At 54.0% G+C, this 25,951-nt stretch carries 27 protein-coding genes and 1 riboswitch; of the genes, 1 reads left to right on the top strand and 26 read right to left on the bottom strand.

Features of this window, described 5'->3' with window-relative positions:
* Positions 1 to 156: 156 nt before the first annotated feature.
* Positions 157 to 654 carry a hypothetical protein gene (locus ACAF76_RS04690; RefSeq protein ID WP_400162744.1) on the bottom strand — a complete coding sequence of 166 codons (498 nt, stop codon included), beginning with the start codon at positions 652 to 654 and terminating at the stop codon, positions 157 to 159.
* Between the two features lie 130 nt (positions 655 to 784).
* Here ACAF76_RS04690 and ACAF76_RS04685 point away from each other — a divergent pair, with 130 nt between their 5' ends.
* A complete protein-coding gene (locus ACAF76_RS04685) occupies positions 785 to 1,009 on the top strand; it encodes a hypothetical protein (RefSeq protein ID WP_400162743.1) in 225 nt (74 codons plus the stop codon).
* Positions 1,010 to 1,113: 104 nt separating this feature from the next.
* Here the strand turns inward: ACAF76_RS04685 and ACAF76_RS04680 are convergent, their stop codons facing one another.
* From ACAF76_RS04680 to ACAF76_RS04560, 25 genes are all read right to left on the bottom strand, one after another.
* Positions 1,114 to 2,175 carry a hypothetical protein gene (locus ACAF76_RS04680; RefSeq protein WP_400162742.1) on the bottom strand — a complete coding sequence of 354 codons (1,062 nt, stop codon included), beginning with the start codon at positions 2,173 to 2,175 and terminating at the stop codon, positions 1,114 to 1,116.
* 302 nt (positions 2,176 to 2,477) lie between these two features.
* Positions 2,478 to 3,791, bottom strand: a complete 1,314-nt coding sequence (locus tag ACAF76_RS04675; RefSeq protein WP_400162741.1) for a nucleobase:cation symporter-2 family protein — start codon at positions 3,789 to 3,791, stop codon at positions 2,478 to 2,480.
* 34 nt (positions 3,792 to 3,825) lie between these two features.
* Complete coding sequence (locus ACAF76_RS04670; protein WP_400162740.1) at positions 3,826 to 4,419, bottom strand: xanthine phosphoribosyltransferase; 594 nt, start codon at positions 4,417 to 4,419, stop codon at positions 3,826 to 3,828.
* A 212-nt stretch (positions 4,420 to 4,631) separates the two neighbouring features.
* Positions 4,632 to 4,733, bottom strand: a riboswitch (purine riboswitch).
* A 139-nt stretch (positions 4,734 to 4,872) separates the two neighbouring features.
* Complete coding sequence (gene rsgA, locus ACAF76_RS04665; RefSeq protein ID WP_400162739.1) at positions 4,873 to 5,970, bottom strand: ribosome small subunit-dependent GTPase A; 1,098 nt, start codon at positions 5,968 to 5,970, stop codon at positions 4,873 to 4,875.
* A gap of 265 nt (positions 5,971 to 6,235) precedes the next feature.
* The gene (locus ACAF76_RS04660; RefSeq protein ID WP_400162738.1) at positions 6,236 to 6,433 is read right to left on the bottom strand and encodes a hypothetical protein; all 198 of its coding nucleotides are present in this window, start codon (positions 6,431 to 6,433) and stop codon (positions 6,236 to 6,238) included.
* Between the two features lie 32 nt (positions 6,434 to 6,465).
* The gene (locus tag ACAF76_RS04655; protein WP_400162737.1) at positions 6,466 to 7,728 is read right to left on the bottom strand and encodes an MFS transporter; all 1,263 of its coding nucleotides are present in this window, start codon (positions 7,726 to 7,728) and stop codon (positions 6,466 to 6,468) included.
* Positions 7,729 to 7,995: 267 nt separating this feature from the next.
* Complete coding sequence (locus ACAF76_RS04650; RefSeq protein WP_400162736.1) at positions 7,996 to 9,762, bottom strand: methyl-accepting chemotaxis protein; 1,767 nt, start codon at positions 9,760 to 9,762, stop codon at positions 7,996 to 7,998.
* Between the two features lie 164 nt (positions 9,763 to 9,926).
* A complete protein-coding gene (gene deoC / locus ACAF76_RS04645) occupies positions 9,927 to 10,577 on the bottom strand; it encodes a deoxyribose-phosphate aldolase (protein ID WP_400162735.1) in 651 nt (216 codons plus the stop codon).
* Between the two features lie 12 nt (positions 10,578 to 10,589).
* Positions 10,590 to 11,594 (bottom strand): substrate-binding domain-containing protein, encoded by a 1,005-nt coding sequence (locus tag ACAF76_RS04640; RefSeq protein ID WP_400162734.1) that lies wholly within the window; start codon positions 11,592 to 11,594, stop codon positions 10,590 to 10,592.
* The gene (locus tag ACAF76_RS04635; protein WP_400162733.1) at positions 11,594 to 12,577 is read right to left on the bottom strand and encodes an ABC transporter permease; all 984 of its coding nucleotides are present in this window, start codon (positions 12,575 to 12,577) and stop codon (positions 11,594 to 11,596) included. The genes ACAF76_RS04640 and ACAF76_RS04635 overlap by 1 nt, the downstream gene beginning before the upstream one ends.
* A complete protein-coding gene (locus tag ACAF76_RS04630; RefSeq protein WP_400162732.1) occupies positions 12,565 to 14,067 on the bottom strand; it encodes a sugar ABC transporter ATP-binding protein in 1,503 nt (500 codons plus the stop codon). Before ACAF76_RS04630 ends, ACAF76_RS04635 begins: the two co-directional genes overlap by 13 nt.
* Positions 14,068 to 14,089: 22 nt before the next feature.
* The gene (locus ACAF76_RS04625; protein ID WP_400162731.1) at positions 14,090 to 15,619 is read right to left on the bottom strand and encodes a ribulokinase; all 1,530 of its coding nucleotides are present in this window, start codon (positions 15,617 to 15,619) and stop codon (positions 14,090 to 14,092) included.
* A 17-nt stretch (positions 15,620 to 15,636) separates the two neighbouring features.
* On the bottom strand, positions 15,637 to 16,674 hold the full coding sequence (locus tag ACAF76_RS04620) for a galactitol-1-phosphate 5-dehydrogenase (protein WP_400162730.1): 1,038 nt from the start codon (positions 16,672 to 16,674) through the stop codon (positions 15,637 to 15,639).
* Positions 16,671 to 17,639, bottom strand: coding sequence for a sugar-binding transcriptional regulator (locus tag ACAF76_RS04615; protein WP_400162729.1), 969 nt, complete (start codon positions 17,637 to 17,639; stop codon positions 16,671 to 16,673). Before ACAF76_RS04615 ends, ACAF76_RS04620 begins: the two co-directional genes overlap by 4 nt.
* 203 nt (positions 17,640 to 17,842) lie before the next feature.
* Positions 17,843 to 18,001, bottom strand: a complete 159-nt coding sequence (locus ACAF76_RS04610) for a hypothetical protein (RefSeq protein ID WP_400162728.1) — start codon at positions 17,999 to 18,001, stop codon at positions 17,843 to 17,845.
* An 85-nt stretch (positions 18,002 to 18,086) separates the two neighbouring features.
* Complete coding sequence (locus ACAF76_RS04605) at positions 18,087 to 19,148, bottom strand: bifunctional transcriptional activator/DNA repair enzyme AdaA (RefSeq protein WP_400162727.1); 1,062 nt, start codon at positions 19,146 to 19,148, stop codon at positions 18,087 to 18,089.
* Positions 19,149 to 19,301: 153 nt separating this feature from the next.
* The gene (locus tag ACAF76_RS04600) at positions 19,302 to 19,781 is read right to left on the bottom strand and encodes a DinB family protein (RefSeq protein ID WP_400162726.1); all 480 of its coding nucleotides are present in this window, start codon (positions 19,779 to 19,781) and stop codon (positions 19,302 to 19,304) included.
* Between the two features lie 126 nt (positions 19,782 to 19,907).
* Entirely contained in the window at positions 19,908 to 20,963 is a 1,056-nt protein-coding gene (locus ACAF76_RS04595) for a spermidine/putrescine ABC transporter substrate-binding protein (RefSeq protein ID WP_400162725.1), read from the bottom strand.
* A 22-nt stretch (positions 20,964 to 20,985) separates the two neighbouring features.
* Complete coding sequence (locus ACAF76_RS04590) at positions 20,986 to 21,732, bottom strand: ABC transporter permease (protein WP_400162866.1); 747 nt, start codon at positions 21,730 to 21,732, stop codon at positions 20,986 to 20,988.
* Positions 21,733 to 21,773: 41 nt separating this feature from the next.
* Complete coding sequence (locus ACAF76_RS04585) at positions 21,774 to 22,625, bottom strand: ABC transporter permease (RefSeq protein ID WP_400162865.1); 852 nt, start codon at positions 22,623 to 22,625, stop codon at positions 21,774 to 21,776.
* Positions 22,622 to 23,608, bottom strand: a complete 987-nt coding sequence (locus ACAF76_RS04580) for an ABC transporter ATP-binding protein (RefSeq protein ID WP_400162724.1) — start codon at positions 23,606 to 23,608, stop codon at positions 22,622 to 22,624. Before ACAF76_RS04580 ends, ACAF76_RS04585 begins: the two co-directional genes overlap by 4 nt.
* A gap of 183 nt (positions 23,609 to 23,791) precedes the next feature.
* Positions 23,792 to 24,319: a phage tail protein gene (locus ACAF76_RS04575; protein ID WP_400162723.1), complete on the bottom strand. Its 528-nt coding sequence runs from the start codon at positions 24,317 to 24,319 to the stop codon at positions 23,792 to 23,794.
* Between the two features lie 20 nt (positions 24,320 to 24,339).
* Positions 24,340 to 24,846 carry a phage tail protein gene (locus ACAF76_RS04570; RefSeq protein WP_400162722.1) on the bottom strand — a complete coding sequence of 169 codons (507 nt, stop codon included), beginning with the start codon at positions 24,844 to 24,846 and terminating at the stop codon, positions 24,340 to 24,342.
* Between the two features lie 29 nt (positions 24,847 to 24,875).
* Entirely contained in the window at positions 24,876 to 25,391 is a 516-nt protein-coding gene (locus tag ACAF76_RS04565) for a phage tail protein (RefSeq protein WP_400162721.1), read from the bottom strand.
* A gap of 55 nt (positions 25,392 to 25,446) precedes the next feature.
* Entirely contained in the window at positions 25,447 to 25,911 is a 465-nt protein-coding gene (locus ACAF76_RS04560) for a GNAT family N-acetyltransferase (protein ID WP_400162720.1), read from the bottom strand.
* Between the last annotated feature and the right edge of the window lie 40 nt (positions 25,912 to 25,951).

Genomic DNA, 25,951 nt, shown 5'->3' with positions numbered 1-25,951 from the left:
TTGCCTGTCTTTTCGGCCTGAGGCCTGTCTATTTCTTCCTCGTTTCCGATATTTTTACCAATAGGCTGCATTTCATTAAAAAAAAAGCGGATTCCCATGGATCGCAAACCCGTAAAAAAAGAAGCCGGGTTGCCCCAGCTTCACTTCGTTGCGTTTTTAACGCGCTATTCGATTCACCGCTTTCCCACATGTGTTACAGCAACCGGCAACGACCCTCCTGATCCTTCCCTTCGGATTGAACGGATAGTCCAGCGGATGGCGGCCGACGACAATCCAGCCTCTGCCGGCAATTTTTCGCAACTTGTAAACGCGGAAAAAACGGTCGCTGCGGTCAAACGCAAACCAGACGGCAATGGTCGCCCGCTTTTTGGATTGGTCCAGGACTTGCGTTTTCACCAGTGGAGCGTGACCGATGCCATCTCCTACCGGAATAGCCAGCCGCCCTCTGATCCTCCGTAACGACAGATTCCCGATCACCCGATTTGCAAGACAGCCGGTCATGCTCTTTTTCAAAAACCGGCGAATTTTTGCTACGGAGTTGAATCGTCGCGGCAGCAGTACGCCCCGCTCTCCAATTCTCTTGTCAGCGGAAAATACAATCGTCCAGAAGGCACGCTCCGCATCAAGAATGGTCTGGATTCGACCCTTGGCCATAGCCGATCCCTCCTTCGTAAAAGTGTATGCAAGCCGTACAGGTAAGGTTTGGGCACTCTGCGCGCATAACTTGTTCCCCGTTGGAAACAGTAAGCGAGTAGATCATTTCGAAAAGGAGGGATCGTTGCCCATGTCTGGTCAAATCAACACCGACTCACTGAAAAAAGCGGAAGCAGCTGCTACGTTGGCAAAGAGCATGATTACGCAGGCGATCGAACAGTCGTCCGCCAATCAGCAGCTCGCAGAAGAGGCGCTGAAGCAGGCTTCCCAGGAGATTGCTCAGGCTCAAACACTCGTCTCGCAGGTTCAGTCCGCCATCCAGGCCCAACAGCAGCAGCAACAACAGCAAAAGTAGGAAACTGCCATCGTGCCCGGTTATACCGAACAGGTTTTGCAACGAAAAGAAGCTGTTATTGAAGTTCGCCGACTTCAATAACAGCTTTTTTCCATTCCGTTTTGCTAGGCGCGCCCTTTGCCAATCCGCCCCCGAATTTGCCGAAGCTCCACCTTGCTCAGCGAGCGGGTCGAAACGGTTCCTTTTTTTCCACGCGCAATACCAGCTCCGATCGGACGAATGCGAAATGCCTGTACTGCCCAGCGAATCGGAAAGGCGATCGACATCCGACCGTCGGCTGTCCCGGCAAAGTTGACCGCTGCGGCGTAATTGTTGCCTGTGAGCCAGACGGAGCCAGAATCGCCTGCCAAGGAAACAGGGCGGCTGCCGCGAATCACGGTCTGATTGCGGAAACGAATACGGCCCAAACCGCCGTAGCTGCCGTAGTCGACGATCACATCTGTGTTGACCGATACGACCTCGCCTCGGACAAACCCGGTCGTCCTGCCGACCTTTTTCAATCTCGCGCCCAGCGCATAGGAACGTACATAGCCGCGAACGCGCCCTACTCCTGCGTAGCGAGAAGCGAGGAGCGCATTGGAACGCGGGATGCTGATCGCCGCGTCCATGAGATTCGCCCGATCTCTGCGCAGCCGGACAAACCGGTACAGCCGGCCGATCGTATCCCTGGGTGCCACGCCGCCATCTGCGCCGCCAGGCTGAATCGTCTGGCTCAGACTGCTGCTGTTATTGCGATTCAATACGTGGTTGTTGCTCAACAAATAGCGCTGTGCCCGTGAACGGGCAGCGCGTACAATCAAGCCTGCGGTTCCCGATACGCCGGGAAAGCCGACACTGTACCCAGCTACTACCGGACGAATTCGCCCCCTGATGTTTCTCGGGCTTGCCGCCACAGTGACCCGAGGCTGGCAGGAGCATCGACCGGAAACAATTACTCGGACGGGAACCTTCGTCCCGAGCCGTTTTTTCTTCTTGAGCGCGACGCTTTGCGGACAGCTTCTCCTCACCGCTGTGCTGGCGTTCACGGTATACAACACGACACACAGACCGCCCCTGTGATTTTTTCCATTTGCATAACCGATCCCAATGCCGACTACTCCCGGCATGCTGTTCCAGCGTCTCACCAATCGCTCTTTTGCCTGCAAAGCCTCTTTATACGTAGCCATCGGTTCTCATCCCCTCTCTGCATGCTCTGTAGCCATCCTATGCCGGACTTGACCTACCGTCGTTGGACATCTATCCGCAGCAGGACAGCCTTTTTTTGAAAAGGGCGTCGGGGCGTCAAAAGTCCGTTTACCGCTCCTGCCCTGTCGATGGACGGGATCGATTTTGTACGCCAACTGCTCAAGCAAAACCAAACGATCAAACTGCGAGACATCGAGATATAGAGGTTCGCACCAATGCGCAACATACAAAGCCCACAAAAAAACCCCGCCAATCCATGGCGGAGCTTTTTGCTTGGTTGTCCTTATCCTTTTGTCACGGACGGGCTGACCTCTGCGGCTGGCGTCTGCCGCGCGTTTTTGTTCCAGTGGACGAGCAGCAGGTTCAGCGCTACCGCAGTCAGCGAGCCGGTAACGATGCCGTTTTGCAGCAGCATTTTCGCCATCGTCGGCAGTTGGTCGAACATGCTGGGAACAGCAGCCGAGCCGAGTCCGATGCCGATACTGCAAGCGGCGATGAGGAGATTTTCGTTTTGCCGCAAGTCGACCTGCGAGAGAATGTTGATGCCGGATGCGACTACCATGCCGAACATCGCGACCATGGCGCCGCCGAGAACAGGATTGGGAATGACGGTCGTCAAAGCAGCCAGCTTGGGCAACAGACCGAGGATGAGCAAAATCACGCCGGCGCCGATAATCACATTGCGGCTTTTGATTCCCGACATCTGCACCAATCCGACGTTTTGCGAAAAAGCGGTGTACGGAAACGCGTTGAAAATACCACCCAACACAATCGCCACGCCTTCCCCGCGCAATCCTTTTACGACGTCTTCCTTGCCGACCTCCGTGTTGGTCGCTTTGCCAAGCGCGAAGTATACGCCTGTAGACTCCGCCATGCTGATGATATTAACGAGAATCATGGTAATAATGGCAACAACACTGAACTGAGGAACACCAAAGTAAAAAGGTTCAACTACACTAAACCAAGAAGCGTCTTTTACCGAACTGAAGTTTACCATGCCCATCATCGACGCTACTACGGTACCGGCGATCAGGCCGAGCAGAACGGAAATGGCGCGCATAAAGCCCTTTGCAAAGCGATTGATCAGCAGGATCAGGACGAGTGTACCCAATGCGAGCAGCAAATTGCGCGGCTCGCCGAAATCCGGGCTTCCTTCCCCGCCCGCTACGTTGTTCATCGCGACGGGAATCAGCGACAAACCGATGATGGTCACGACGGAACCCTGGACGACCGTAGGGAAAAACTTGAGCAGCTTGCCGAAGAGTGGTGCGGCAAAGACGACAAAGAGACCGGAGACGATAATCGCTCCGTACACCGTCGCCAGGTTGCTGGCGGAACCGATGGCGATAATCGGACCTACCGCGGTAAACGTACAGCCGAGTACGACTGGAAGGCGAATACCCGTGTAGCGGGTCCCGATTACCTGCAACAGCGTGGCGATCCCGCACGTAAACAAGTCAGCGGCGATCAGGTAGGCGATCTGCGCCGGTGTCAGGTTTAGCGCTGCGCCAATAATCAGCGGAACGACAACTGCACCCGCGTACATGGCAAGTACGTGCTGCAAACCCAACGTGACGATCTTTTGTTTGGATAGCATGACAACCGATTCTCTCCTCTATGCGTTTTTATTTTTATTTGATGGAAGGGGTGGCTGGCTGCAAAAAGTGAATGCCTTCCGCTGACATCGATTGGATGCGCGCCAGCGATTCTACGCGAATTCCTTCCTGCTCCAAAAGCCCGCGTCCCTCTTGAAAACTTTTTTCGATCACGGCGCCGACTCCGACGAGATGCGCTCCCGATTCCTTGACGATTTTCGCCAGACCGATCAGAGCCGCACCTGTCGCAAGAAAATCATCGACGATCAGGATTCGGTCGTCCTTGCCCACATAGTGCCGGGCTACGCTGATCTGATACGTCTCCTTGCGCGTGAATGAATGAACAGGCGCCGAGTATACTTCGTCGGCCTGCGTGATCGCTTTTTTCTTTTTGGCGTAAATAAAGGGCACGCCAAGCGCATACGCAGTCGCCATGGCAAAGTGAATACCGCTGGCTTCGATGGTCATCACTTTGGTGATGCGCTCGCTCCGGAATATTTCGGCGAACGCCTCTCCGATCTTCATGGTCAACTGCGGGTCCACCTGGTGGTTCAAAAACGAATCGACTTTCAGGACAGACTCGGACAGCACTTTTCCATCACGCAAAATGCGTTCCTGCAATTCTTTCATCGTCTTCTTGCTCCTCCCTGTACGTTGGGCTACTTTTCGTCTCATGCAGGAGTCCTGCAGTAAAAAATAAAGCCCAGAAGAGACAGGTCACATCCTGGCGACATCATACAACGCCAAGTGAAACCTGTCCCTCTGGGCTTTTCTCCCTCGGGTGTAGCACAAACCATGTGCCAGCGCCGCTCGGACCAGCTTTTTCCCGTGAAAAACGGAACCCTAGGCGCTCTTTCACTCGTAGTCAGACGATTTACGGTCATCTGGTAGAAACTGCTGGGCCATATCCCCAAAATTATACGAGCACTCCGTTATGCTTTTTCGATATTGACCAATCTACCATACTCGATCATTCTCTATCAAGCGTTATTTTTTGAGAGAAAAAACTTTATATCGTCCAATCCCCCTCCATACAAGAAAGGACTGCCACATGTCAATCCAACCTGTGACAGTCCCGCTTGTTTAGCGCTTGTTTCGCTTCTTGTTTTGCCGTTGACTCATATTGATCTGCTTCCACTTGTTGCGCTCCGCTATCTGCAGGCGGGCGTCTTCCTTGCGCGCCTGGTGTGCCAGCTCCCGCTGCAGCTTTTGGTAGCTGGTATAGCGGGATTTGTCCAGGGTGCCATCTGCAAGCGCCGCCTGGATTGCGCAGCCCGGCTCGCGGTCGTGCCGGCAGTCGTGAAAGCGACAAGCCGCTGCCAGTTCCTCGATGTCCTCGAATGCGCCGTGAAACCCGGCTTGTGCATCCCAAAGCTGCAATTCACGCATGCCGGGCGTGTCGATCAGCAAGGCGCCCCCGGGCAACAGAAACAGCTCCCGATGCGTCGTCGTATGGCGTCCGCGGTCATCGCCTTCGCGAACCTCGCTGATGCGTTGGACGTCCACGCCGCTCAGCTTGTTGATCAGGGTGGATTTGCCCACTCCGGAAGAGCCGATCAAAGCGATGGTCTGCCCCTGGCCCAAATACGGCGCAAGCTGCTCCATGCCCTCGTCGTGTTCTGCACTCACCACGTGGATCGGTACGCCTATCGCCACCGCTTCCACTTCCGCGATGCGGGCAGGCCGGTCCTCGCACAAATCGGCTTTGCTCAGCACGATAACGGGAGTGGCGCCGCTTTCCCAGGCGAGCACCAGGTAGCGTTCCATCCGCCGGAGATTGAAATCGTTGTTTAAGGCATTGACGAGAAACACCGTGTCCACGTTGGCCGCGACGATCTGCTCCTCCACCGTGTCCCCCGCCGCTTTGCGGGAAAACTTGCTGATCCGCGGAAGCACGGCGTGAACCGTCGCTTTTTTCTCCAGCTCGCGGGGGGCGATCACGACCCAATCCCCGACGGCCGGAAAGTCGTCTCTGCCTGTCGCTTCATAGCGCAGCTTGCCGCTTACTTCTCCCAACAGCTCGCCGTATTCGCTGATGATGCGATAGAGACGTTTATGTTCCAGCGTGATTCGTCCCACGCTGTAGCCTTGCTCGGCATAAGGGGCGAAATGCTGCGCAAAATGCGGATTCCAGCCCAATTCTTCCAATGTTTTCGGTTCATTTTGTAGATGTGAATTCACCTGCGGATTCCTCCTGCGATTGGTTTTGTCAGCAACTCGCTACATGCAACCAGTCACAGTGTGAATCCTCATTTGGCAAACGGTATGTTACAGCCTGTTCGTAGCAAAGGAGGATTCCTGTGACCCGGCTTTCACAATTCTCGTTTTGTTCATGTTCATATAACATCGCTCCTTTTTCCTTCCATAACCGTTGCCCATCGGGTGAATCGTCTGGAGGTGTATTTCCCATATATTGTATCACGACAAGACGAACGATTACAGGGGGTCAGTCTCCCCCTCCTCCTCCACCGCCGTCACCGCCACTGCAGTCGCTCCCACCACTGCTGTAGAAGCCGGAGCTGCCGCCGTCTGCATAGCCGGACGAGCCCTTCCTCCTCCTTCTGCCTTTGCCGGAACCGAGGTTGAGGAGAACGATAAAAAGAAAGATCGCCCCAAATACAATGATGACCGTCAAACCTTCCATGTGCGCCAGCTCCCTTCAACATTTTCTTGCGTTTACCTGTTGTCTGCGCTGTGCTCGCTGGCTGTTTTCCGAAACCGCGTGCAGACAAACAGGATGGGTGACAACAACGCTGCCGCAACGAGCAAGGAGGCGCGAATGGACACGCGATTGCCCACCCAACCGACGAACGGGCCGCCGGCTGTCTGCCCCAGTGCGTCTGTCTGGCTCATCATGGAGATGACCGTCGCCCGTACGTTGCTGTCCAAATTGCGGTTGAGCCACGTGTCGTACACAGGCTGGACAAGCGAGCGAATCACATCAATGACGAGAACGAAGACAAGCGCCCAGGCAAACGAAGGCGACAGGGCGAAGGAGACGACTGCGCTGATATGCAGCGCTGTCAAGACAAACATCGAGCGGACTACGACGCGCTCCTTTCGCAGGTCCAGGCGGTTGTCTGCCCATTTCACAGCAACGATGCCTAACAGCGCAGAGAGTGCCGCGATCAGCCCAAACCACATCTGCATGGATAGCCCGCCAGCCTGGGGGAATCCGATCTCCATAATCATGTGCGCTTCCCACAGCCGGTCGTACCCCTCGGAAGCCGCCCCGATGCAAACCGTAACGAGCAAAATCAGGAGCAGAGCCGGTTTGGTACGGATCGCCCGAATTCCCTCCAGCCATGTTTTGCCCATCTCGCTCCAGTATCCGCGACGGTTCGGCTTGGGTCGGACGAACCGTGTTTCTTTCATAAACAGGAGCAAAAACAGCCCCAGTCCGATATACAAAAGACCTCCCACTACATAGGGCAGATGAGTCGCCAGCGTGGACAGAAGTACGCTGAGTCCAATCCCCAGCAAAGTCGCAAACAGCGACACCTGCTGCGCCCGCATAAACAGGTTGCCGAGATTGTCCGCCCCTACCTCATCGACAATCCACGCCTGATCCGCTCCGCTGATCAGCGTGTAGCCAATGCCGCACACTACCTGCCCTGCCAAAATCCAGGCAAATGCCGTCACAAGCGGCAGCACTGCTTCCGGACCAGGAGTCGCTCCTTGCAGGACAAATCCGATGCCCAGGACAATCATCCCGCATAGTACGGAGACCCGCCTGCTGTACGTATCGGCTACGACCCCGGTAATTCCTTCAAAGATCAAAACCGTGCCTTCCAGTACCATGCCGATGAGCAGAAGCTGCAACGGATGAAATCCCAGCTCCGCAATGTAGAAGATCGCGTAGGTGGTAAACATCGTGCTGTTGGCAAGCGATGTCAGAAAACGAATGATCATGTACACGCGCGGTGCGTCGATCAACATAGGATGGTATCCGCCTTTCGGGCAGGTGACAAGTTACGCTTTGGATGTTACGTCTGCAAGTGCCATTCTGCCATCTGTTTTTTCTCTCGTATGACATGCGTATTCCAGATTTGCTGCACTGTTTGCATCATCATGCACCTCCGAAGGCAAGTAATCGTATTGTTGCTATATGTTCAGTGTACTTTATTTTGCTGCAAATAAAAATAATGGAAAAAAGCAACTTTCAGCGAAAGGGCGAAAGTTGCCAGATGTTCGTGCCGCTTCTTTTCAAGTCGTATAACCCGTGACCATGCTACGCAACGATTCGGCAGTGCGGGCAAGCTGGCCTGCCATCTCCCTGATCGCCACAGCGGAGGCGAGCTGATTCTCGGTATGCCCTGCTACCCGATTACTGTGCGAAGAGACGGTTTGCGCCATCGACGTCAGCTCCTGGACGGAAGCGCTAGTCTGCTGCGCACCGGCGGATACCTGTGTCGAGTTCGCGGAAATGTCCTGCAAGCTCTCCGTTACGTCGCCGATGATCACGCCGATCTTTTCGAAGGCTTGGCCAGTTTGCACCGCCGTTGCCAGCCCAGTCTGCACTTCCTTGCTGACGCTGTCCATGGCAAAAGCAGCGCGACCGCTGTCCTCCTGAATCTCCCTGATCAACGCTTCGATGCGGTTGGTCGCGTCCTGTGACTCTTGGGCCAGTTTTCGCACTTCGTCGGCTACGACGGCAAACCCTTTTCCGTGTTCCCCGGCGCGCGATGCCTCGATCGCAGCATTCAAGGCGAGCAGATTGGTTTGTCTGGAAATGGCTGAGATCATCGTCAGGACTTCGACGATTTCCTCCGAGCGTCTGCCCAGGCTGGCTATCTCGTCCGTGGCGTGTCCCGCCATCTCGTTCATCACATTGATCTGCACCATCAACTCCTGCAGCATTCCGTTTCCTTGCTGCGTCTGCTCGGCCATGGTCGTGGAGGCTTCGGCGATTCCCGCAGTCCTGTCGGCAATGTTCTGCATGCCGCTCGCCACTTCTTCCATGACGGCAGCCAGTTCTTCCATATTGCCAAGCTGCGTCTGCGACAGCTCTGTCACTTGCCCGATCGCGTCCTGCACCTGACGTGCGGAATCCGATGACTGCCCGGCGCTCTCCAGCATGCCTTGCGCAGAAGCGGAAAGCTCGGCAACGCTCGCTTTGGTGGCATGGACAATCTCCTGCACTTTTTCGATAAACAGGTTGAAGGAACCGATCAGCACGGCGATTTCTCCGTTCGCCTTGACCTGGATGCGCTGGCTCAGATCAGAGACGCCGCTTGCCGTTTTTTCCGCGAAGAAAGTCACCCAGTCAGTCACGCCCTTGACCGAGTTGGCAATCGAACGTGCGATGGCGATGCTTGAAAGTAAGGACAGCAGGGAAGCAAGCAGCAAAATGCCGACCATGATGCCGTTCGCCGTCCCGGCGTTTTGCATGTTGTTCTGATAGCTGGTCAGTGCGTGGTTTTCCCTGTAGTCCATCAGTTCCTGGAAGCCGTCGTTGATCTGTGTCAGCAGCGGCGCCAGCAGCTTGTATTGCTCAAGCGCTTCCTGCGATTGCTGATGCAGTACCAGATCGATCGTCTCCGAGCGCTTTTTCTGGTACTCCTTCATTTTTTGCTTCATTGCTTCCAAGCTGTTTTGTTCATCCGGATCGACAAGTGTCTGTTCATAGCTTGCGAGCAACTTGTTGTTTTCGTCCACCAGCAGCAGGATTTGCTCGATCATGCCATTGTATCTGGAGCTGTCCTCCTCCAGCGTCAACTGGTAAAACAGGCTTTCGATCGTACGCAGGTTGGTCCGCACCTTGCCGATCTCCAAAATCGGCATCAAATCGCGATTGTACATCACCCCCATGCTCGCAGTGGAGGTGGACAGATAATAAAAACCGGCTCCCCAGATCCCGAGCATCGAGACGATCATCATGCAGACGACGACCATCATCTTGGGAAAAATCGTCAGCCTGTCAAACCATCCAGGTACAAGCCTGTTCCGCCTTCGTGACATTGACCCTTTCATTGCCCGTAGTTCCCCTCTCTTTTCACCCGTCGCATCGGCTATGGCCTGCTGTCAGAAAACGAGCGCCCGGGTGACAGTCATCCATTGCTGCCTGACTATACGACGAAAAAACAACGGATGAGGAAATGCTTTTCCCCATCCGCATCCTGCTCTCGGCGATTGCCTTACCCTTTTACCATTGCCACGCCATTGCTGGTGCCGATTCGGGTAGCGCCTGCCTCCACCATTTTTTGCAGCGTCTCCAGATCGCGAATTCCCCCGGATGCTTTCACGCCGAGTTTCTCTCCGACTGTTTTCCGCATCAGCCCCACGTCCTCTACGGTCGCACCGCCGCTGGAAAAGCCGGTAGATGTCTTGACGTAATGTGCTCCCGCTTCCTTTGAAAGCTGGCAGGCAATAACGATTTCATCCTTTTCCAGCAAGCAGCATTCCAGAATCACTTTGACCAGCCTGCCGTCTGCCGCTTCCACCACGGCGCGAATATGGTCTACTACCTCGTCTCTGGCATTTGCCTTGAGCGCGCCGATGTTGATCACCGTATCGATTTCGTCAGCGCCGTCTTTGATCGCCTGGGCGGTCTCGGCAGCCTTGCTCTCTTTGGTATTGGCCCCGAGGGGGAAGCCAACGACGGAGCATACCTTGACACCACTGCCCTCCAGCAGCGATTTTGCGTAGGCGACATGGTACGGATTGACGCACACGGAGAAAAACTGGTGCTCTTTCGCTTCCTCGCACAATGTTTTGATCTGTTCCCGGGTTGCCTCCGGTTTCAACAGTGTGTGGTCAATCAACGATGCGATTGCAGTTCCATTCATATGACAAGCCTCCTAGTTCATCTGAGCAAATACGTCTGCTTCGTTGTACACATCCGCGGCGTTCGAGGCGTCGATCAAGCCCGTGCCGGCGTCGACATAATCCGGAACTTGCTCGCCTTTTGCCGCTTTCAATGCCGTGTCGACAGCCATGGCCCCCATTTTGCCCGGATCGTTGAACACCGTGGCACTGTATTTTCCGTCCATGATCGCTTTGACCGCTTCGGACAAGCCGTCGATGCCGACGATTTTTACCTGCTCCAGCATGTTGTTTTGTTCGAGTACCTGCAGCGCGCCGAGCGCCATGTCATCGTTGTGGGCATAGACCAGATTTACGTCGGGATGGGCCTGCAACAAATCCTGGAACGCCTTGACCGCTTTGGCTCGGACATAGTCGCTGTACGGGCCTTCTACCACGGTGATGCCCGACTCTTTATCGACTGCAGCGTGGAAACCGTCATGGCGGTCCATCATTACTTTTCCGCCGGCGTCACCCTGGATTTCAATAATTTTTCCTTGCGCCTTGCCTTCCCCGCCCAGCAGGGCAACTGCCTGTTTGCCGGCGATTTCGCCCATCGCCTTGTTGTCGCGGCCGACAAACGATGTGACTTGCGCTTCCGTCGGACGGTCTACGGTGATCACCTGGATGTTGGCTTGCTTGGCCGCTTCCAGGGCGGGAGTTACCGCGCTCGGATTGGTCGGGTTGAGAATCAGCACATCAATCCCTTTGGTGATCATATCCTGTACGTCGGCGTTTTGCTTTTCGATGTTGTTTTGTGCATCCATCACGATGATGTCGGCGCCTTGCCGCTCTGCTTCCGCTTTTGCCGCATCAGCCAATGCCGTGTAAAATGGCGATTCGGAGGTCACGTTGGAGAAGCCGATGACCAGCTTCTCGTTTCCGCCTTCTGCCGAAGACTGTCCTCCGGTCGACTGTCCAGTGGAGCATCCGGCAAATACAAGTGTCGCTGCCAGCGTAGTGAGCATCAGCATGTTCCCTTTTTTCCATTTGTTCAACATCAAAATCCCCCCTGCTCTTTCTTTTGAATGACAAATTTGTTCAAGACCAAAGCCAGTACGATGATCATCCCCATAAAAATCGATTGGAAATATGAGGATAATCCCAACAGGTTAAAAATGTTGGTAATCATGCTCATCAAAAGCACACCGATGAAAGTTCCGCCAACACCTCCTACTCCCCCCATCAAACTGGTCCCGCCGAGAACAACCGCCGCGATCGCGTCGAGTTCGATGCCGCTTCCCGCAGTAGGCTGCCCTACGGTGAGCCAGGAGGCAAGCACGATACCCGCCAACGCGGACAATGCTCCACAGATCACATACGCAAACGTTATATATCGGTTAACCTCAATCCCCGTCAGGTGAGCAGATTGAGGATTACCGCCAATGGCGTACAGCTTTCTGCCAAACGTGGTGTAGCGCAGTACAAAAATGGCGATCAGCGTCAAGGCAATCCAGATCAACCCGGATACCGGAATCCCAAACAGGTTTTTGCCGAAAAAGCGAACAGATTCAGGCAGGTTGAATACCGGTTTACCGTCTGTCAGCAACAGCGCCAAGCCGCGAGCCGCGACCATCATCGCCAGGGTCGCTATAAACGCCGGAATTTTCAGTTTCGTGCTGACAACCCCGTTGATCCAGCCGAGGACAGCACCGCTCGCTATCCCGGCCAAAAAAGCGACGAACAGACCGGTATGCGGAAGCAGCAGCGCCATCACCATGCCGGCAAAAGCGAGCACGGAGCCGACGGACAGGTCGATTCCCGCCACGATAATGACGAAGGTGATCCCGATAGCGACGATTCCTGTTACGGCAGATTGTTGAAGCAGGTTGAGAAAGTTTTGAACAGTTAAAAACTTGGGTGATAACAATGAACCAATGACGATAAAGACGAGCAACAGCAGCAGCAAGTTGTATTTGCGCAAAAACTTTCCGAGTTGAAAGGAAGGCTTTGCTTGTGCTTTCTCGGTCTTCACGTATTCCATACGGCTGTTCCCCCCGTCACTGCATAATGAAGTATCTCTTCTTTCTGTTGCTGCGGGTCGCGGAATTCGCCAGCCACCTCGCCGCGATACATGACCAGGATGCGGTGACATATTTCCAGGAGTTCGTTGATTTCCGACGATGCGACAATCATGCTCGTGCCCTGCTCCGCCAACTCGCGCATAATCCTGTAGATTTCCTGCTTTGCCCCGATGTCGATCCCCTGTGTCGGTTCGTCAAACAGGATGATCCTTGATTCGTGAACCAGCCATTTGGAAATGATCACCTTCTGCTGGTTGCCGCCGCTCAAATTGCCGACGCTGGTAGCAAGCGACGGCGTTTTTACGCGCATCGCCAACACATGCCTGGATACCGCCTCCTGTACTTTCCGCTTTTGGATCACTCCCCAGCGGGCAAACCGGTCGTACGAGGGCATTACCGCATTTTCTTCAACGGATAGTCCTAGCACCGCTCCCTCCGTTTTGCGGTTTTCCGGCACCAACCCCATCCCCAGCGCGATCGCCTGGCTCGGCTTGCTGATTTTTCTCGCCTGCCCATCGAGATAGACGGTCCCGTTTTTTATCGGGTCTACGCCGTACAGCGCTTTCAGCAATTCCGTCCGTCCCGAGCCTACCAGCCCGTACAACCCGAGAATCTCTCCTTTTCCCAAGCTGAAAGAGACTTGTCCGATTTTGTCTGTGTGAATCGAGTCGACCCGCAACACTTCCGTGAATTGTCGCTGCTCCAGCGTCCGCTCCTTTTTCGCCACCTTGTGCCCGGTAATCAGCTCGGTCAGCGTTTCCTGGTCCAGTTCGCCGATGTCGCGGGTGGCGATCCATTTCCCGTCGCGCAGGACGGTTACCCTGTCACCGACAGTAAACAGTTCTTCGAGCTTGTGTGAAATGTAGATGATTGTGATACCTTGCCGTTTCAACTCATCGATGGTGGCAAACAACGTGTGAATCTCTTTTTCCGACAGCGTCGTCGAAGGCTCATCCATGACGATGATCTTCGCGTTTCCTTCCAGGGCTTTGGCCAGCTCGACAATTTGCTTGTGGCCCATGCTCAGTGCGGATACCGGCTGCTCCACGTCGATTGAAATGCCCAGTCGGGTGATTACCTTTTGCGCTTCCTCACGTAAACGCTTCCATGAAACGACGCCATAGCGAGGATTGGCGTAGCTGCCGAGAAAGATATTTTCTGCGACCGTCAAATGCTCCACCAGCGACAGTTCCTGATAAATGGTCATCACTCCCAGCCGTCTGCTGTCCGCAGGGCTGCCGGCCTCTATCTTCTGCCCATCCAGCAAAATCGTCCCTTCGTCCTTGGCGTAGACTCCGGCGAGAATCTTCATCAAAGTCGACTTGCCGGCTCCATTCGCTCCGATCAGGCAATGAACCTCACCTTGTCTGACGGAAAAATCCACTTGTTGCAGCGCTTTCACACCGGGAAACGACTTGCTGATCTGTTTCATCTCCAATATCGCGTCCATCTCTTCACTCCTCCTTCCCTTCTCACTTGGCTGTCAGGTTGTGCATGACGGGCAAGAGCGCTTTATGCAATTCGAGGTACATGTCAAAGTATTTGTCGTAAAGCTGTTTGTTGGACTGTTGCGGAGTGTAGATGCTCCCTGGCTCCACCATTGCCTTGGCTGCTGCGGACAGCTCGCCGTAGTGGCCCAACCCGTAGGAGGCGATCATCGCGCACCCCTTGATCCCTGCTTCCGTCTCTTCCAGCGTCTCGATCACCAGTCCTGTCACGTCGCTTAAAATCTGCATCCAGAGCGGATTTTTGGTTCCCCCGCCGCAGGCGATGATGCGGTGGATGGCAAGTCCGCTCTCCTGGAATGTCTCGATGATATTTCGCGTGCCGTAAGCGGTTGATTCCAGCATGCCCCGGAACAGATGGTAGCGGTTGTGTGCCAGCGTCAATCCGACGACAGCCCCGGTCGCCAGCGGGTCGCGGTACGGCGTGCGGTTTCCCTGCCAGCTGTCCATGATGACGATGCCCTCGCTGCCTGGGGGCAATTTTCCGGCTTCCCGCAGCAGCTCGGCGTACACCTCGTCCCGCTGTCCTTCCGGCACATGCGGGTAAAACTGCTGCAAGAACCAGGTAGTCAGCGAGCCGCATGTAAGCTGCCCGCCTTCGATCAGCCAGCTTTGCGGCAGGATTGCATCCTGGTACGGTCCCCACAGTCCGGGATGAAAGACAGGACGGTCGGCGTGCACCAGATGGACAAAGCTCGATCCCATGACGAGACTCATCACGCCGGTGTCTACCGCGCCGACGCCGAGCATGCCGATATGGGCGTCAATGCCGCCTTGGAAGACCGGCGTTCCAGCGGGCAGCCCGAGCTCTTGCGCAGCTTTGTCGGTAAGCGTGCCGACCTGCCCGCCGACCGGGACAACGCGGTCCGGCCAGTATGCGGCATAATCGGACAAGCCGATGGCGGCAAAATAATCCGGCGAAAATCCGCCGCCGCTTTTTACATAGTTCCACTTGCAGACGGCGTTGCACATTGACGCTGCCCACACACCGGTCAATTGATAATGGAGCCAGTCGAGCTGTTCCACGATTTTGTCTCCGGGCTTCAACTCAGCATGCCGTTTCAGCCACAGCGTCTTGGCCGTCATCCATTCTTCCGACACCTTGCCTCCCGCGTACTGCAGCACTTCCTGCACGTCCTGCTGCCGGTTGGCGTTGATCTCTTCCATCTCGGCGACCGCCCGCTGGTCCATCCACAATATCGCCGGCCGCCGGGGGACACCCTGGGCATCTGTGTGCAGCACAGTGGACGAGGTGGCGCATACCGCGATGCCGTCAATCTGCCGCAGGTCGATGTTGTCGGAAGCGGACTTTAGCACTTCGCGCAAAGCCTGCCACCAATCCAACGGCTCCTGTTCCGCCCTGCCCACTTGCGGGTACACGGTAGGATAGGAACGCTCGCTTTTCCATACCAGCTTGCCATCTGTGGTGAAGATTCCTGCTTTCAGACCCTGTGTGCCGAAATCGATACCCATCACGCACGGTTTGTCTGCAAACATTTCTTCCCACTCCCTTTTCATTCAGGAAAAAACATGATCTTGTTGAAGACCAGTTCTCGTTTTTTGATTTTTTCGAATACTTGCGGCGCTTCACTGAGTGAGAAGCGATGGGAAATGAGTGGTTCGGCGACGAGTTTTCCTTGTCCCATCAGTTCGGCGGTCAATGTCCACTCGCGGCCGGGAAACGGATGGGAAAACGAATTCCACGAGCCGTTTACGGACAATTCGTAGCGAAGCAGGTTATTGACCGCTTCCTTGCTCAGCGCAAGCTCGTTGTTGGAGATTCCCAGAAAAACGACTCTGCCCTTTTTCGCCGCCACGCATACAGCTTGGTTCTGCGCGATCGGCGAACCCGATGTATCGATCACGTAGTCGACGCCGCCTGTTTGCGCCAGCACTTCCTGTACTGCATTGCCCTGCGCTGAGTTGACCGTCACATCTGCGCCCAGTTGCACGGCGAGATCCAGTTTTTCCTGATGGATGTCGACCGCGACAATTTGCTTGGCGCCGAGCACCTTGGCAAACTGAATGACGAACAAGCCGATCGCCCCCAGCCCGAATACAGCCACTTTGTCGCCCTCCCGGAACTGGCCTCGCCACAGTCCGTGTATCGCGTTGGCGGCAGGGTCGATCATCGCGCCTGCCTCGTACGAGACATTGTCCGGCAAGCGCAGCAGGTTGGTCGCCGCCACCTTGATAAAGCGGGCCATCGCTCCGTCCGTCCGCGATCCGTAATAGCTGTACGTATCGCACAGCGAGTAATCCCCAGACTTGCAATACGTGCATTCGTAACAAGGCAGCAAAGGGGCCACCGACACCCGGTCGTTTTCCTGCCAGCCCTCTACCGCTGATCCGACTTGGACGATTTTGCCGGCAAATTCATGCCCCAGCGTCAGTCCCTGATAGTACGCCCCTTTGTACAATGCACGCGGGATGTCCGATCCGCATACCCCTACCGCTTTTACCTCTACCAGCACTTCGTCTGGACCAATTTCCGGTACTGCCACTTCTTCCACCTGGAGATTGCCAGGCTCGTACAGTTTCACCGCTTTCATGCTAAAGCCCCCTGCTCTCTTGAAATGTCATGCTGCTTGATCAATTCTTTTGCCGTCAGTTCGTCTGTAAACAAGGTGTTCACGTAATTACCCTGCAACGCTCCGAGGACCGCGAGCGCTTTTTCTTCGCCACAGGCTATGGCGATGGAATGTTCTTTCTGTTGCAGATCTGCCAGGTGAATGCCAATTGTTCGCTCATTCAAGGTCTCGTCGCAAATGTGCCCATCCACGGTAAAGAATCGGGAGCAAATATCGCCGACCGCACCTGCTGCGAGCAGCTTGTCGTATTCCCCTTCCTTGAAGTATCCGGCCAGATTCAGGACCGACTGATACGAGGTTTTCCCGATCCCGAATACCGCGATGTTCGCTTCTCGGCCCATGGAAACGATCTCGCTGATGCCGGAGTCGCGCAAAATGGCGGAGGCGATTTCTTTCGAGTCGACAATCGTCGGCACGGAAAGCATGTAGGGCTGGGCGTCGAATGCCTTGGAAAATTGCTCCAGAATGTTCATCGCCCCGGTGGAAAACGAGGTCGTGCTCACACCGCCATTCAATTGGACGACCCTTACATTGTTGCGCGCTGCCGAGCGCAGATGGCTGGCCACATAGCTGAGGCTCGTGCCCCAGGAAATACCGATCGTGTCGCCATCGCGTACAAGACCCGATAAATATTCGCCCACCGCTTTGCCTACGTCCGCCAGTACAAAGGCCGGCTCCGGGATGATGGCAGGAACGATAAATACCTTTTTTAACGAGAATCGGCTTTTCAACTCATCCTCCAGATGATTGACCGATTCCACCGGGTACTGGATCGAAAAGGTGACAATCCCCTCTCTTAGGGCTGCATCGAGGATACGGCTGACTGTAGGCCGCGAAATATTTTCCAGCTTGGCGATTTCTTTTTGCGTCAGCCCTTTTTCGTAATACAATTTGGCCACGCGAATCATCTCGTTTAAGGTATACACCGGCAACATTCCTTTGAAATTTTGTTCACTATGCTGTACGTAATTTCATTATAAGCACACCATTCCGAATATTCCACCGTAAGTTTCCATTTGTTCAAAACTTGAACAAATGTTCAGATCATTCGTGCTTCACTACTGAAAACACAAAAATCCCCCACCAGAACACATTTGTGTGTCCCAGAGGGGGGTTTTTGCGGATTTTCTCACTTATCGCGACATAGCTTGCTGGCATGCTTCCCGTAGCCTATCGCCACATCTAGCGACGGCGGAACAGCAACTCTGGCAACGATTCGTTCCACATTGGCCATGACCAAATCAAAGGGGAGTTCTTTTCCGGCGTGATCCCCATGCGCCGATGCCACAGACCGACTCCCGGCAGCGATTCCACCTCCATCGCACCTCCGGCGTCCCAGATGTTGGACAGATTATCCCGTTTCCTTTGCGATCTCATCGATTCACGCTCCTTTTTTCATGTGACAGCAACCATTCTTTTCGCGTCAAGCCGCCAGCGTATCCACCCAAATCGCCATTGGTGTTGATCACGCGATGGCAGGGAATGACGATCGCCAACTGGTTTGCTCCGTTGGCCTGGGCAACGGCTCGATACGCTGCCGGACGCCCGACCCGGTCGGCGATTTCCCGATAGCTACGTGTTTCTCCGTACGGAATCGCCAACAACTCCTGCCATACCCGGCGTTGAAACGGTGTGCCGAGCAAATGCAGCGGTGTGGTGAACGTATGCAGCTTTCCTTCAAAATACAGGCCGAGCTCCTGTTCGATCTGCTCGATCGGTCGGGTCCTGCCCGGGATGATCGCCGCTCCAGTCTTCTCTCGCAATCGCTCCATCTCCCGCTCCAGCCCGCGGCGATCCACAAATTCCAGCAAATACAGACGCTCGTCGTCAGCGATGGCGACCATCGGGCCAAGGCGCGTATCCAGCCACGTCGCGCGGAGTACCTGGCTGTGCTGTTCCATCTGGGTCGGTGCTGCCCCGAGCAATCGGGAAAACGCATCGCGAAACCCGCTGCTCGATTCATAGCCGGTCGTCAATTGCGCATCGATGACAGCAGCCCCTTCCCGAATCTGCTTCATCGCAAGCCCGATTCTTCGCGCCCGCGCGTACTCGACGAACGTCATCCCGAACCTCTTCTTGAACTGCCGGCGCGCGGTAGAGGCATCCACGCTCAGCTCCCGGAAATCTTGATCCCTCCACCTCTTCTCCGGATTGGCTTCCACCTCCTCGACCAGCTTTTGCACCAGTTCCGATACCTGATTGGGATGGGAGAGCGGTCGACAACGCTTGCACGGCCGATACGACGCCAACAATGCCTGTTGTGCCGTCTCAAAAAACTCGCAATTGGACAGCTTTGGTTTGCGCGCTGGACAGGAAGGTCTGCAGAACACTCCTGTCGTTTTCACGCCTACATAAAATACACCTTCATACTCCGTGTTTTTGTCGAGCAGCGCCTGGTAGTAGCGCTGCTGTTTGATTGTGTCTATCGGTTCCATACGTTTCCTCCCTGCCTTCGATCCATGTACCTTGATTATAGCGAGGTCGAGACTTTGGCGTCGCCGAAAATCAGGCACGAATTTTTACAAAAAAAAAGAAACGCAAAAACGTACCTGCTTGCAGCGAAACAGGTACGTTCCATTTTGTTCTGACTATTGCTGACGCTTGTTTTTCAACAATTTCACGTAGTTGGATATGGTGGTGACGTGCATCGTTTCGTGAATGACTCCGAAATTGACCAGTTCCGCAGTTGTCTCCATGCGGATCGAAGCCATTTCCACCGGATTTTGGAGTTTTACGTCCAGGGCTGCCGGGTCCATTTCCTTGATTTTGTCCAATTGCAGAGAAAGGTAGTGGACCAGTTCTTCTTTCGACGGTGGAGCAGCTTCCCATTGGTCCGGTTTCGTTCCCGTTTTGAAAAGCCCTGGGTACGATTCGGGAAGGTTCGTACTGAATGAAGCGCCAATCGAAAAGAAGAAATCGAGAGACACCACAATGTGCCCCAGATTCCAGCGGATCGTGTTGTTGAATCCTTCTGGCTGCACGTCAAAAAGCTCTTCCGGTACATCTTTGATTCTTTTCAGCAAAATCGAACGGACTGCTTGCGCGCTGTGCAAAATGGCAGATGACATGAGTACACCCTCCTCGCCTTTTACTCGTTGCTATTCTTTACCATCTTACAATATTTAATCGTCACGAGCACGAAAAAACCAGGACTGTTGTGACAACACAAGTCCTGGCTTCGTTTTCGCAGTTATTTATCTGCCGCTCTTCAGTTCTGTCCAGTAGCGATCGTACTCTTGCAGCGTTTCGCCTACATCGACCAGCCATTCGGCACGCGCGATATCCGCCGGATCGAGGAAGATCATCTTGTTGGCGCGATATTCTTCGCTGTGCAGCTCATATGCTGCTTCGTTCGGGTTGCTGTAGCCGATCCACTCGTAGTTTTCCACGCTCACTTCGGGGTCCATCAGGAAGTTGATGAATTGCTCGGCAATTTCCTTGTTCTTGGCACCTTTCGGGATAGCAAACGTGTCCGCCCAAATCGTCGCCCCTTCTTTTGGAACGACGTAGTCCACATTTTCATTTTCCGCCTGGATATACGCGGCATCCCCAGACCAGACAGTCCCGATCCACGCTTCCTCGGCGATCATTTTTTGCTTGATATTGTCTGTGTCAAAGGCGATCACATTCGGCACCAATGTTTTCAAATCGGCAAAGGCGGTCTCCAGCTCTGCCTTGTCGGTCGTGCTGTTGGAGAAACCGTTCTTGATCAGCGACATCCCGATTACTTCACGCGGGTCGTTGAGCAGGATGACGCGATCCTTGTACTCATCCTTCCACAAATCACTCCAGCTTGTCGGCGTCTCTTTCACGTAGTTCTTGTTGTACGCGATCCCGGTAATCCCCCAGGTGTAGACGATCGAGTGCTTGTTGTCCGGATCGTACGGAGGCGTCTGGAAGGAAGAGACGATGTTTTTCAGGTTCGGAATGTTTTCCTTGTTCAACTCTTCCAGCAAGCCCAGTTCGATCATGGTAGCGACCATGTAATCGGAAGGCTGGATCAGATCGTATCCGGAAGCGCCAGCCTGGATTTTGGCCAGCATCTCTTCGTTGCTGCCGTATACGTCGTAATTTACCTTGACGTTGTACTGTTCTTCAAACTTCGCAATCACATCCGGGTTGAAGTTGTCAGCCCAACTGTAGATGTTGAGAACCTTTTCCCCTCCCTCGCTGGAAGAAGAACAGCCTGCTGCAGTCAAAGCCAGAGTGGCGGCCAGTGCGCCGATTACCAGTGATTTGAATCGTTTCATTCTCTATCTCCCCCTCTATGAATCAATACGTGGTCGTCTTGGAATCCTTGCGACGCAGGAGCTCCGCCACGATCACCAATAAAACCGTACTTACAATCAACAGTGTAGACAGCGCGTTGACCTCAGGCGAGACGCCGCGCTTGACCAGCCCGTAAATATACAGCGGCAGTGTCGTCGAGTTGGGGCCTGCCACGAAAAACGAAATGATGAAATCGTCCAATGACAGCGTGAAGGCCATTAAAAAAGCAGCGACAACGCCCGGCATAATCAGCGGAAGCGTCACATAGCGAATCGTCTCCCACGCTGTCGCGCCCAAATCTTGTGCCGCCTCCTCCAGCTCTTTGCCCATATCGGCCAGTCTGGCGGAGATGATGACCATGACAAACGGAATGCTGAACGTAGTGTGCGCCATGATCAAAGTCGCTTTGCCCAGCTCGACGTTGGCCTGGCTGAACAAAATCAGCAGCGCCAACCCCAGCATGATCTCGGGAATCACAATCGGCAGGTAGATGAGGCCGTTGATGACCGTTTGCCAGCGGATGGAATAGTGCTTGATCGCAAGCGAGGCCGCCGTCCCCAAAAGCGTAGCCAGCACACTGCTGATCAGTCCGATCGTCAGGCTGTTGCGCAATGCTTCCAGTACGTGGCGATTCTCAAACAAGGAAACGTACCACTTCCACGTAAAGCCGCTCCAGACCGCATTGATTCGCGCTTCGTTAAAGGAATACAGAATCAGGATGGCGATCGGCAGGTACAGGAAGACGAGCATGAGCCAGGAATAGCCGGACAAGGCATTTTGCCTCCAGTTTTTCACGCCCCTCCCTCCTTCGCCTCTCCCGCTTTAGTCGCGCGGAAGTACAGATAAATCATCAGCATGGACAGGAGCATGAGCAAAATCGACAGCGCAGAGCCGAATGGCCAGTCACGCGCGGAGAGGAACTGGTTTTGGATGACGTTTCCAATCAGCGCTGACTTGGCTCCTCCCATCACATCCGGAACGACGAACATGCCGATCGAAGAAACAAACACGAGAATCGAGCCTGTCACTACACCTGTTCGGGTCATCGGCAGCGTCACATGCCAAAATGCCTTCCATGGCGTCGCTCCCAGGTCGTAGGCAGCTTCCAGCTTGCGGTGATCCATCTGCTCCAGCGATACGTAAATCGGCAGTACCATAAACGGCAGCAAGGTGTAGACCATGCCGAGCAACACGGAACCGGAATTGTACAACAGCGGCAACGGCTCGTCAATCAAACCGAGCGATTGCAAAACTGTGTTGACGACTCCTTGCGAGCGCAAGATGATGACCCAGGCGTAGGAACGAACGAGAAAGTTGATCCAGAAAGGAATCATCACGAGCAACAGCCAGATTTTTTGTGACGATTTTTCCAGCCGCGATATGTAATAAGCGAGTGGATAGCCGCACAGGATGCAAAAAATGGTAGTAAGCACAGCGACAATCAGCGTATCCCAAAAAATCAGGGCGTACAGCGGATCGGCAAGCCGTGCGTAGTTTTCCAGAGTGAACTCGTAGACAACTTGCCCGTATGTGCCTCTTTTCAAAAAAGAAAGAACCAGCATCAGGAGCATGGGCAAGACGAAGAGCGCCCCCATCCACACCAGTGTCGGAAGCGCGAGAGGCTTTATTCCCCACTTTTTCAGCAAGAAAGCATCACCTCGTCAGTCTGTGACCAGCCAATTGCCACTTGTTGATCTACCTTCCAGTCAAAGCCGTCACCTGTATTTTGATGGGCCATCACGCGTGTATCCTGTCCGTCCAGGTGGATGTACAGCTTGCATACATTCCCCAGGAACACGACATCCGCGATACGGCCGGTATGCCTCACGTTGTTGGTTTCCTGATCGAGCGGATACAGCCTGATTTTTTCAGGACGAACCGCAATTCGCGTATCCCCCTGCTGAAAGATGTTGTTTTCCCCGATAAAGGTCGCTACAAACATCGTTTGCGGATGGTTGTAAATTTCTGCGGGAGACGCAATCTGCTCGATCCTGCCCTGGTTCATGACAGCGATCCGGTCGGACATCGCCATCGCTTCCTCCTGATCGTGCGTCACGTAAATAAAGGTAATCCCTAAATTTTTTTGCAAATTTTTCAATTCAAGCTGCAGGCTCTTTCGAAGCTGATAGTCCAGCGCCCCGAGCGGTTCGTCCAGAAGCAGCACCTTGGGATTGTTGATGATCGCCCTGGCAATCGCCACGCGTTGCTGCTGACCGCCAGACAACTGTTTGGGCGTCCGTTTGCGCAATTCGCCCAACTGGACGTAGTGCAGCACTTCTTCCAGCCTCCGCTTTTGCTCCGCAGCATCCACTTTCTTCATCTTCAGGCCAAACAGGATGTTCTGTTCGACTGTCATGTGCGGAAACAGCGCGTACTGCTGAAACACCATGTTCATGTCCCGTTGATAGGCAGGCACTTTGCTGAGCGGCTTGCCGTCGAGATAAATCTCCCCGGAGGTAGGCTCCTCAAATCCTGCGATCATACGTAACAATGTCGTTTTTCCGCAGCCACTGGGACCTAGCAATGTCAAAAACTCCCCTTCTTCTATGGAAAGAGAAAAAGGGGGAATGACGACTGAGCCGGCAAACTGTTTTTCAATCGTATCCAAACGGATGATCGTTTTCATCATGTCATCTCACCAAAAGTAGGAATACACATCTCAATCTAGGTAAATATACCGTGTCTATACCGTTTTGTAAACAGATTGCGGACAAGTTTACAAAAACTCCGATTCATGCCGAGGCTGACAGTGACAGCATGTAGAAAAACACCGGAGCTTTCACATCCGGTGTTTTGAACAAGCGCTCGTTTACGAGCGGGGAGGAAAAATTCCATCAAGCGCGATAATAAAATTCAGGCCCAGGTACGGCTGCATATTGTTATGAGGGGCACTGCTTCCTGCAGGCTTGATCGCTGACGGGCTCATCGGCGTGGAACTGCCACCTCCTGCTGCATACGCTGCGATGGAGCCTCTTACGCTTTGTGTGCTGCCCCAAACCCCCCCTTCAGGACTCGTCGCATTTACTGTGGAAGCGGCTATCGGTTGATGGGTATGGGACGGCATTTCATTTACCATCAATGCTACATTGCTCGTACCTCCCGTCTGTCCAGGAACATACGTCGTTAATCCAGGGCCTGCTCCGGCATGAACAGGTGCTCTTCCGCGAAAATCAGGCAAGGCGAAAGTGGTCTTCCCATCCCCGCCATACACAGTGCCCAAAATGCTGTACAACTCTCTATATTGGCTAATAGACAAGCGTGAACCATCGCACAAAGCCCACCCTCTTGGCGCAAAGCTACCCGCAAACAATCGGATTTCACCTATAAATGGATCCATTTTTCATCCCTCGCTCTCGATTAGTTTCTTGGCGGAAAATATCCCTGAAGCGCAATGCAAAAATTCAGTACAGCATACGGCTGCATATTCGTGTGCGCCTGGTTTCCACCAGATGCACTCAAGGCTTCGGAGCTCATGTCAGCATCTGGCGTATTATTGTAAATATGAACCGCGTCACTGGTCTTTGCCCAAAAAAGACCCTCTGGATTTCGCTGGTCTGCCAAGCTGCTTGTGGTGAGGACATAGTGATTATGCGCTGGCATTTCCCCTACTGTCAGGGTATGCGTCTCCTCACCGCCGCTTTGCCCGATCCTTACCTGAGATCCATCCGGATGGATCGGCACGCGGCCACGCAGGTCGGGAAGAGCAAATGTAGTCTGTCCATTCCCGCCATACATCGTTCCCAAAATGGAATATAACGCCTGATTCTGGTGAATAGTCAATAGACGTCCATCGCACAAAGCCCAGCCTGTCGGAACATTGTTCCAAGCAAACAGACGAATTTCACCGATAAATGGTTCTGCCATCGAAATCTCCTCCTTTATTCACGCATGATTCAATCTTGTGGCGGCCAATTCCCATCCAATGCGATGATGAAGTTAGTGGCGAGAAACGGCATGATATTGTTATGGGGTTGGGCTCCTCCGGTAGCGCTAATGCTGCTGCCCATCGTAATGCCAGAGGACTGGACCCCGTTGTAAAACAACTGTTGCCCGCTCGCCCACACATTGTTTTCAGGATTGTTCGAAGTTCCCGCCTGGGATGATGCTTGTACAACGTGAGTATGGTGGGGGAGCTGGTTTTGTGTCAGCGCGACCGTCTCCACACCGCCCTTTTGCCCCAAGCTATACGCGGTATTCGTGCCGGGATTGGTGCCCATATGAACAGGCAGACGTCCCCGCAAATCTGGCAAGGCAAATGTCCCCACTCCGTCTCCTCCATAGGTAGTTCCGATGAGGGCAAACAGCGCTGGATATTGATCGGGCGACAAAAGCTGACCGTTACAAAAAGCCCAGCCTTGAGGCGCATAATTCCCGCCGAACATTCTGATTTCTCCGACATATTGATCCATAAGGTACCTCCTCCGCTTCTCGGGTGGATAGACTCCCTCCCGTTCCTTCTTCCTGCTACACCATGTACGCCATCTTTACATACAAACCAGATGCATCGACGACCTGAAAGCCAAGGCGTTCGTACAGTCGCTTTGCCGTATTGACCTGAAGAACCTGCAACAACAAAGGCAGTTGCAACTCGCATGACTTGTCCATCAGAACTCGAATCAGTTCACTGCCAATCCCTTTGTTGCGATAGGGCGGCAGCAGCGACAGATCAACCAAATGGATCGCCTCGGACGTGCACGCTGTCAGGATTCTGCCGATTCGCTCTTCTTCAGCCAGGATGATTCGGGTCTCCAACTCCGGATACTGGCTGGCATAGGAATGTTGTTGCATGCGAAACTGCATGTGCAAAAATTCCCGCTTGTCCCATTCGCTCCACCCCCACAGGGCCATTTCCTCCTGCCTGGTGGAGGCGTACAATTCGAACTGAAAATCATCGTCCTGATTCAAGACAGCCAGTCTTGTCGTGTACATATTCACCCCGTACAAACTGTGACGTCATTTCGTTCCCGTT

The organism is Brevibacillus sp. TJ4 (assembly GCF_044627595.2).
Lineage (GTDB): Bacteria > Bacillota > Bacilli > Brevibacillales > Brevibacillaceae > Brevibacillus.
Note: the sequence above shows the minus strand (reverse complement) of the source record. Positions and strands in the feature narration are given on the sequence as shown.

Excerpts from the sequence above, each read along its gene's own strand:
- ACAF76_RS04640 (WP_400162734.1), bottom strand. The coding sequence starts at position 11,594 with ATGTTGAACAAATGGAAAAAAGGGAACATGCTGATGCTCACTACGCTG.
- ACAF76_RS04560 (WP_400162720.1), bottom strand. The coding sequence starts at position 25,911 with ATGTACACGACAAGACTGGCTGTCTTGAATCAGGACGATGATTTTCAG.
- ACAF76_RS04575 (WP_400162723.1), bottom strand. The coding sequence starts at position 24,319 with ATGGATCCATTTATAGGTGAAATCCGATTGTTTGCGGGTAGCTTTGCG.
- ACAF76_RS04635 (WP_400162733.1), bottom strand. The coding sequence starts at position 12,577 with ATGGAATACGTGAAGACCGAGAAAGCACAAGCAAAGCCTTCCTTTCAA.
- ACAF76_RS04690 (WP_400162744.1), bottom strand. The coding sequence starts at position 654 with ATGGCCAAGGGTCGAATCCAGACCATTCTTGATGCGGAGCGTGCCTTC.
- ACAF76_RS04660 (WP_400162738.1), bottom strand. The coding sequence starts at position 6,433 with ATGGAAGGTTTGACGGTCATCATTGTATTTGGGGCGATCTTTCTTTTT.
- ACAF76_RS04655 (WP_400162737.1), bottom strand. The coding sequence starts at position 7,728 with ATGTTGATCGACGCACCGCGCGTGTACATGATCATTCGTTTTCTGACA.
- ACAF76_RS04595 (WP_400162725.1), bottom strand. The coding sequence starts at position 20,963 with ATGAAACGATTCAAATCACTGGTAATCGGCGCACTGGCCGCCACTCTG.
- ACAF76_RS04650 (WP_400162736.1), bottom strand. The coding sequence starts at position 9,762 with ATGAAAGGGTCAATGTCACGAAGGCGGAACAGGCTTGTACCTGGATGG.
- ACAF76_RS04600 (WP_400162726.1), bottom strand. The coding sequence starts at position 19,781 with ATGTCATCTGCCATTTTGCACAGCGCGCAAGCAGTCCGTTCGATTTTG.
- ACAF76_RS04675 (WP_400162741.1), bottom strand. The coding sequence starts at position 3,791 with ATGCTATCCAAACAAAAGATCGTCACGTTGGGTTTGCAGCACGTACTT.
- ACAF76_RS04680 (WP_400162742.1), bottom strand. The coding sequence starts at position 2,175 with ATGGCTACGTATAAAGAGGCTTTGCAGGCAAAAGAGCGATTGGTGAGA.
- deoC (WP_400162735.1), bottom strand. The coding sequence starts at position 10,577 with ATGAATGGAACTGCAATCGCATCGTTGATTGACCACACACTGTTGAAA.
- ACAF76_RS04605 (WP_400162727.1), bottom strand. The coding sequence starts at position 19,148 with ATGGAACCGATAGACACAATCAAACAGCAGCGCTACTACCAGGCGCTG.
- ACAF76_RS04620 (WP_400162730.1), bottom strand. The coding sequence starts at position 16,674 with ATGAAAGCGGTGAAACTGTACGAGCCTGGCAATCTCCAGGTGGAAGAA.
- ACAF76_RS04630 (WP_400162732.1), bottom strand. The coding sequence starts at position 14,067 with ATGGACGCGATATTGGAGATGAAACAGATCAGCAAGTCGTTTCCCGGT.
- ACAF76_RS04570 (WP_400162722.1), bottom strand. The coding sequence starts at position 24,846 with ATGGCAGAACCATTTATCGGTGAAATTCGTCTGTTTGCTTGGAACAAT.
- ACAF76_RS04590 (WP_400162866.1), bottom strand. The coding sequence starts at position 21,732 with ATGCTCGTCTTCCTGTACCTGCCGATCGCCATCCTGATTCTGTATTCC.
- ACAF76_RS04685 (WP_400162743.1), top strand. The coding sequence starts at position 785 with ATGTCTGGTCAAATCAACACCGACTCACTGAAAAAAGCGGAAGCAGCT.
- ACAF76_RS04565 (WP_400162721.1), bottom strand. The coding sequence starts at position 25,391 with ATGGATCAATATGTCGGAGAAATCAGAATGTTCGGCGGGAATTATGCG.
- ACAF76_RS04670 (WP_400162740.1), bottom strand. The coding sequence starts at position 4,419 with ATGAAAGAATTGCAGGAACGCATTTTGCGTGATGGAAAAGTGCTGTCC.
- ACAF76_RS04625 (WP_400162731.1), bottom strand. The coding sequence starts at position 15,619 with ATGTTTGCAGACAAACCGTGCGTGATGGGTATCGATTTCGGCACACAG.
- ACAF76_RS04580 (WP_400162724.1), bottom strand. The coding sequence starts at position 23,608 with ATGAAAACGATCATCCGTTTGGATACGATTGAAAAACAGTTTGCCGGC.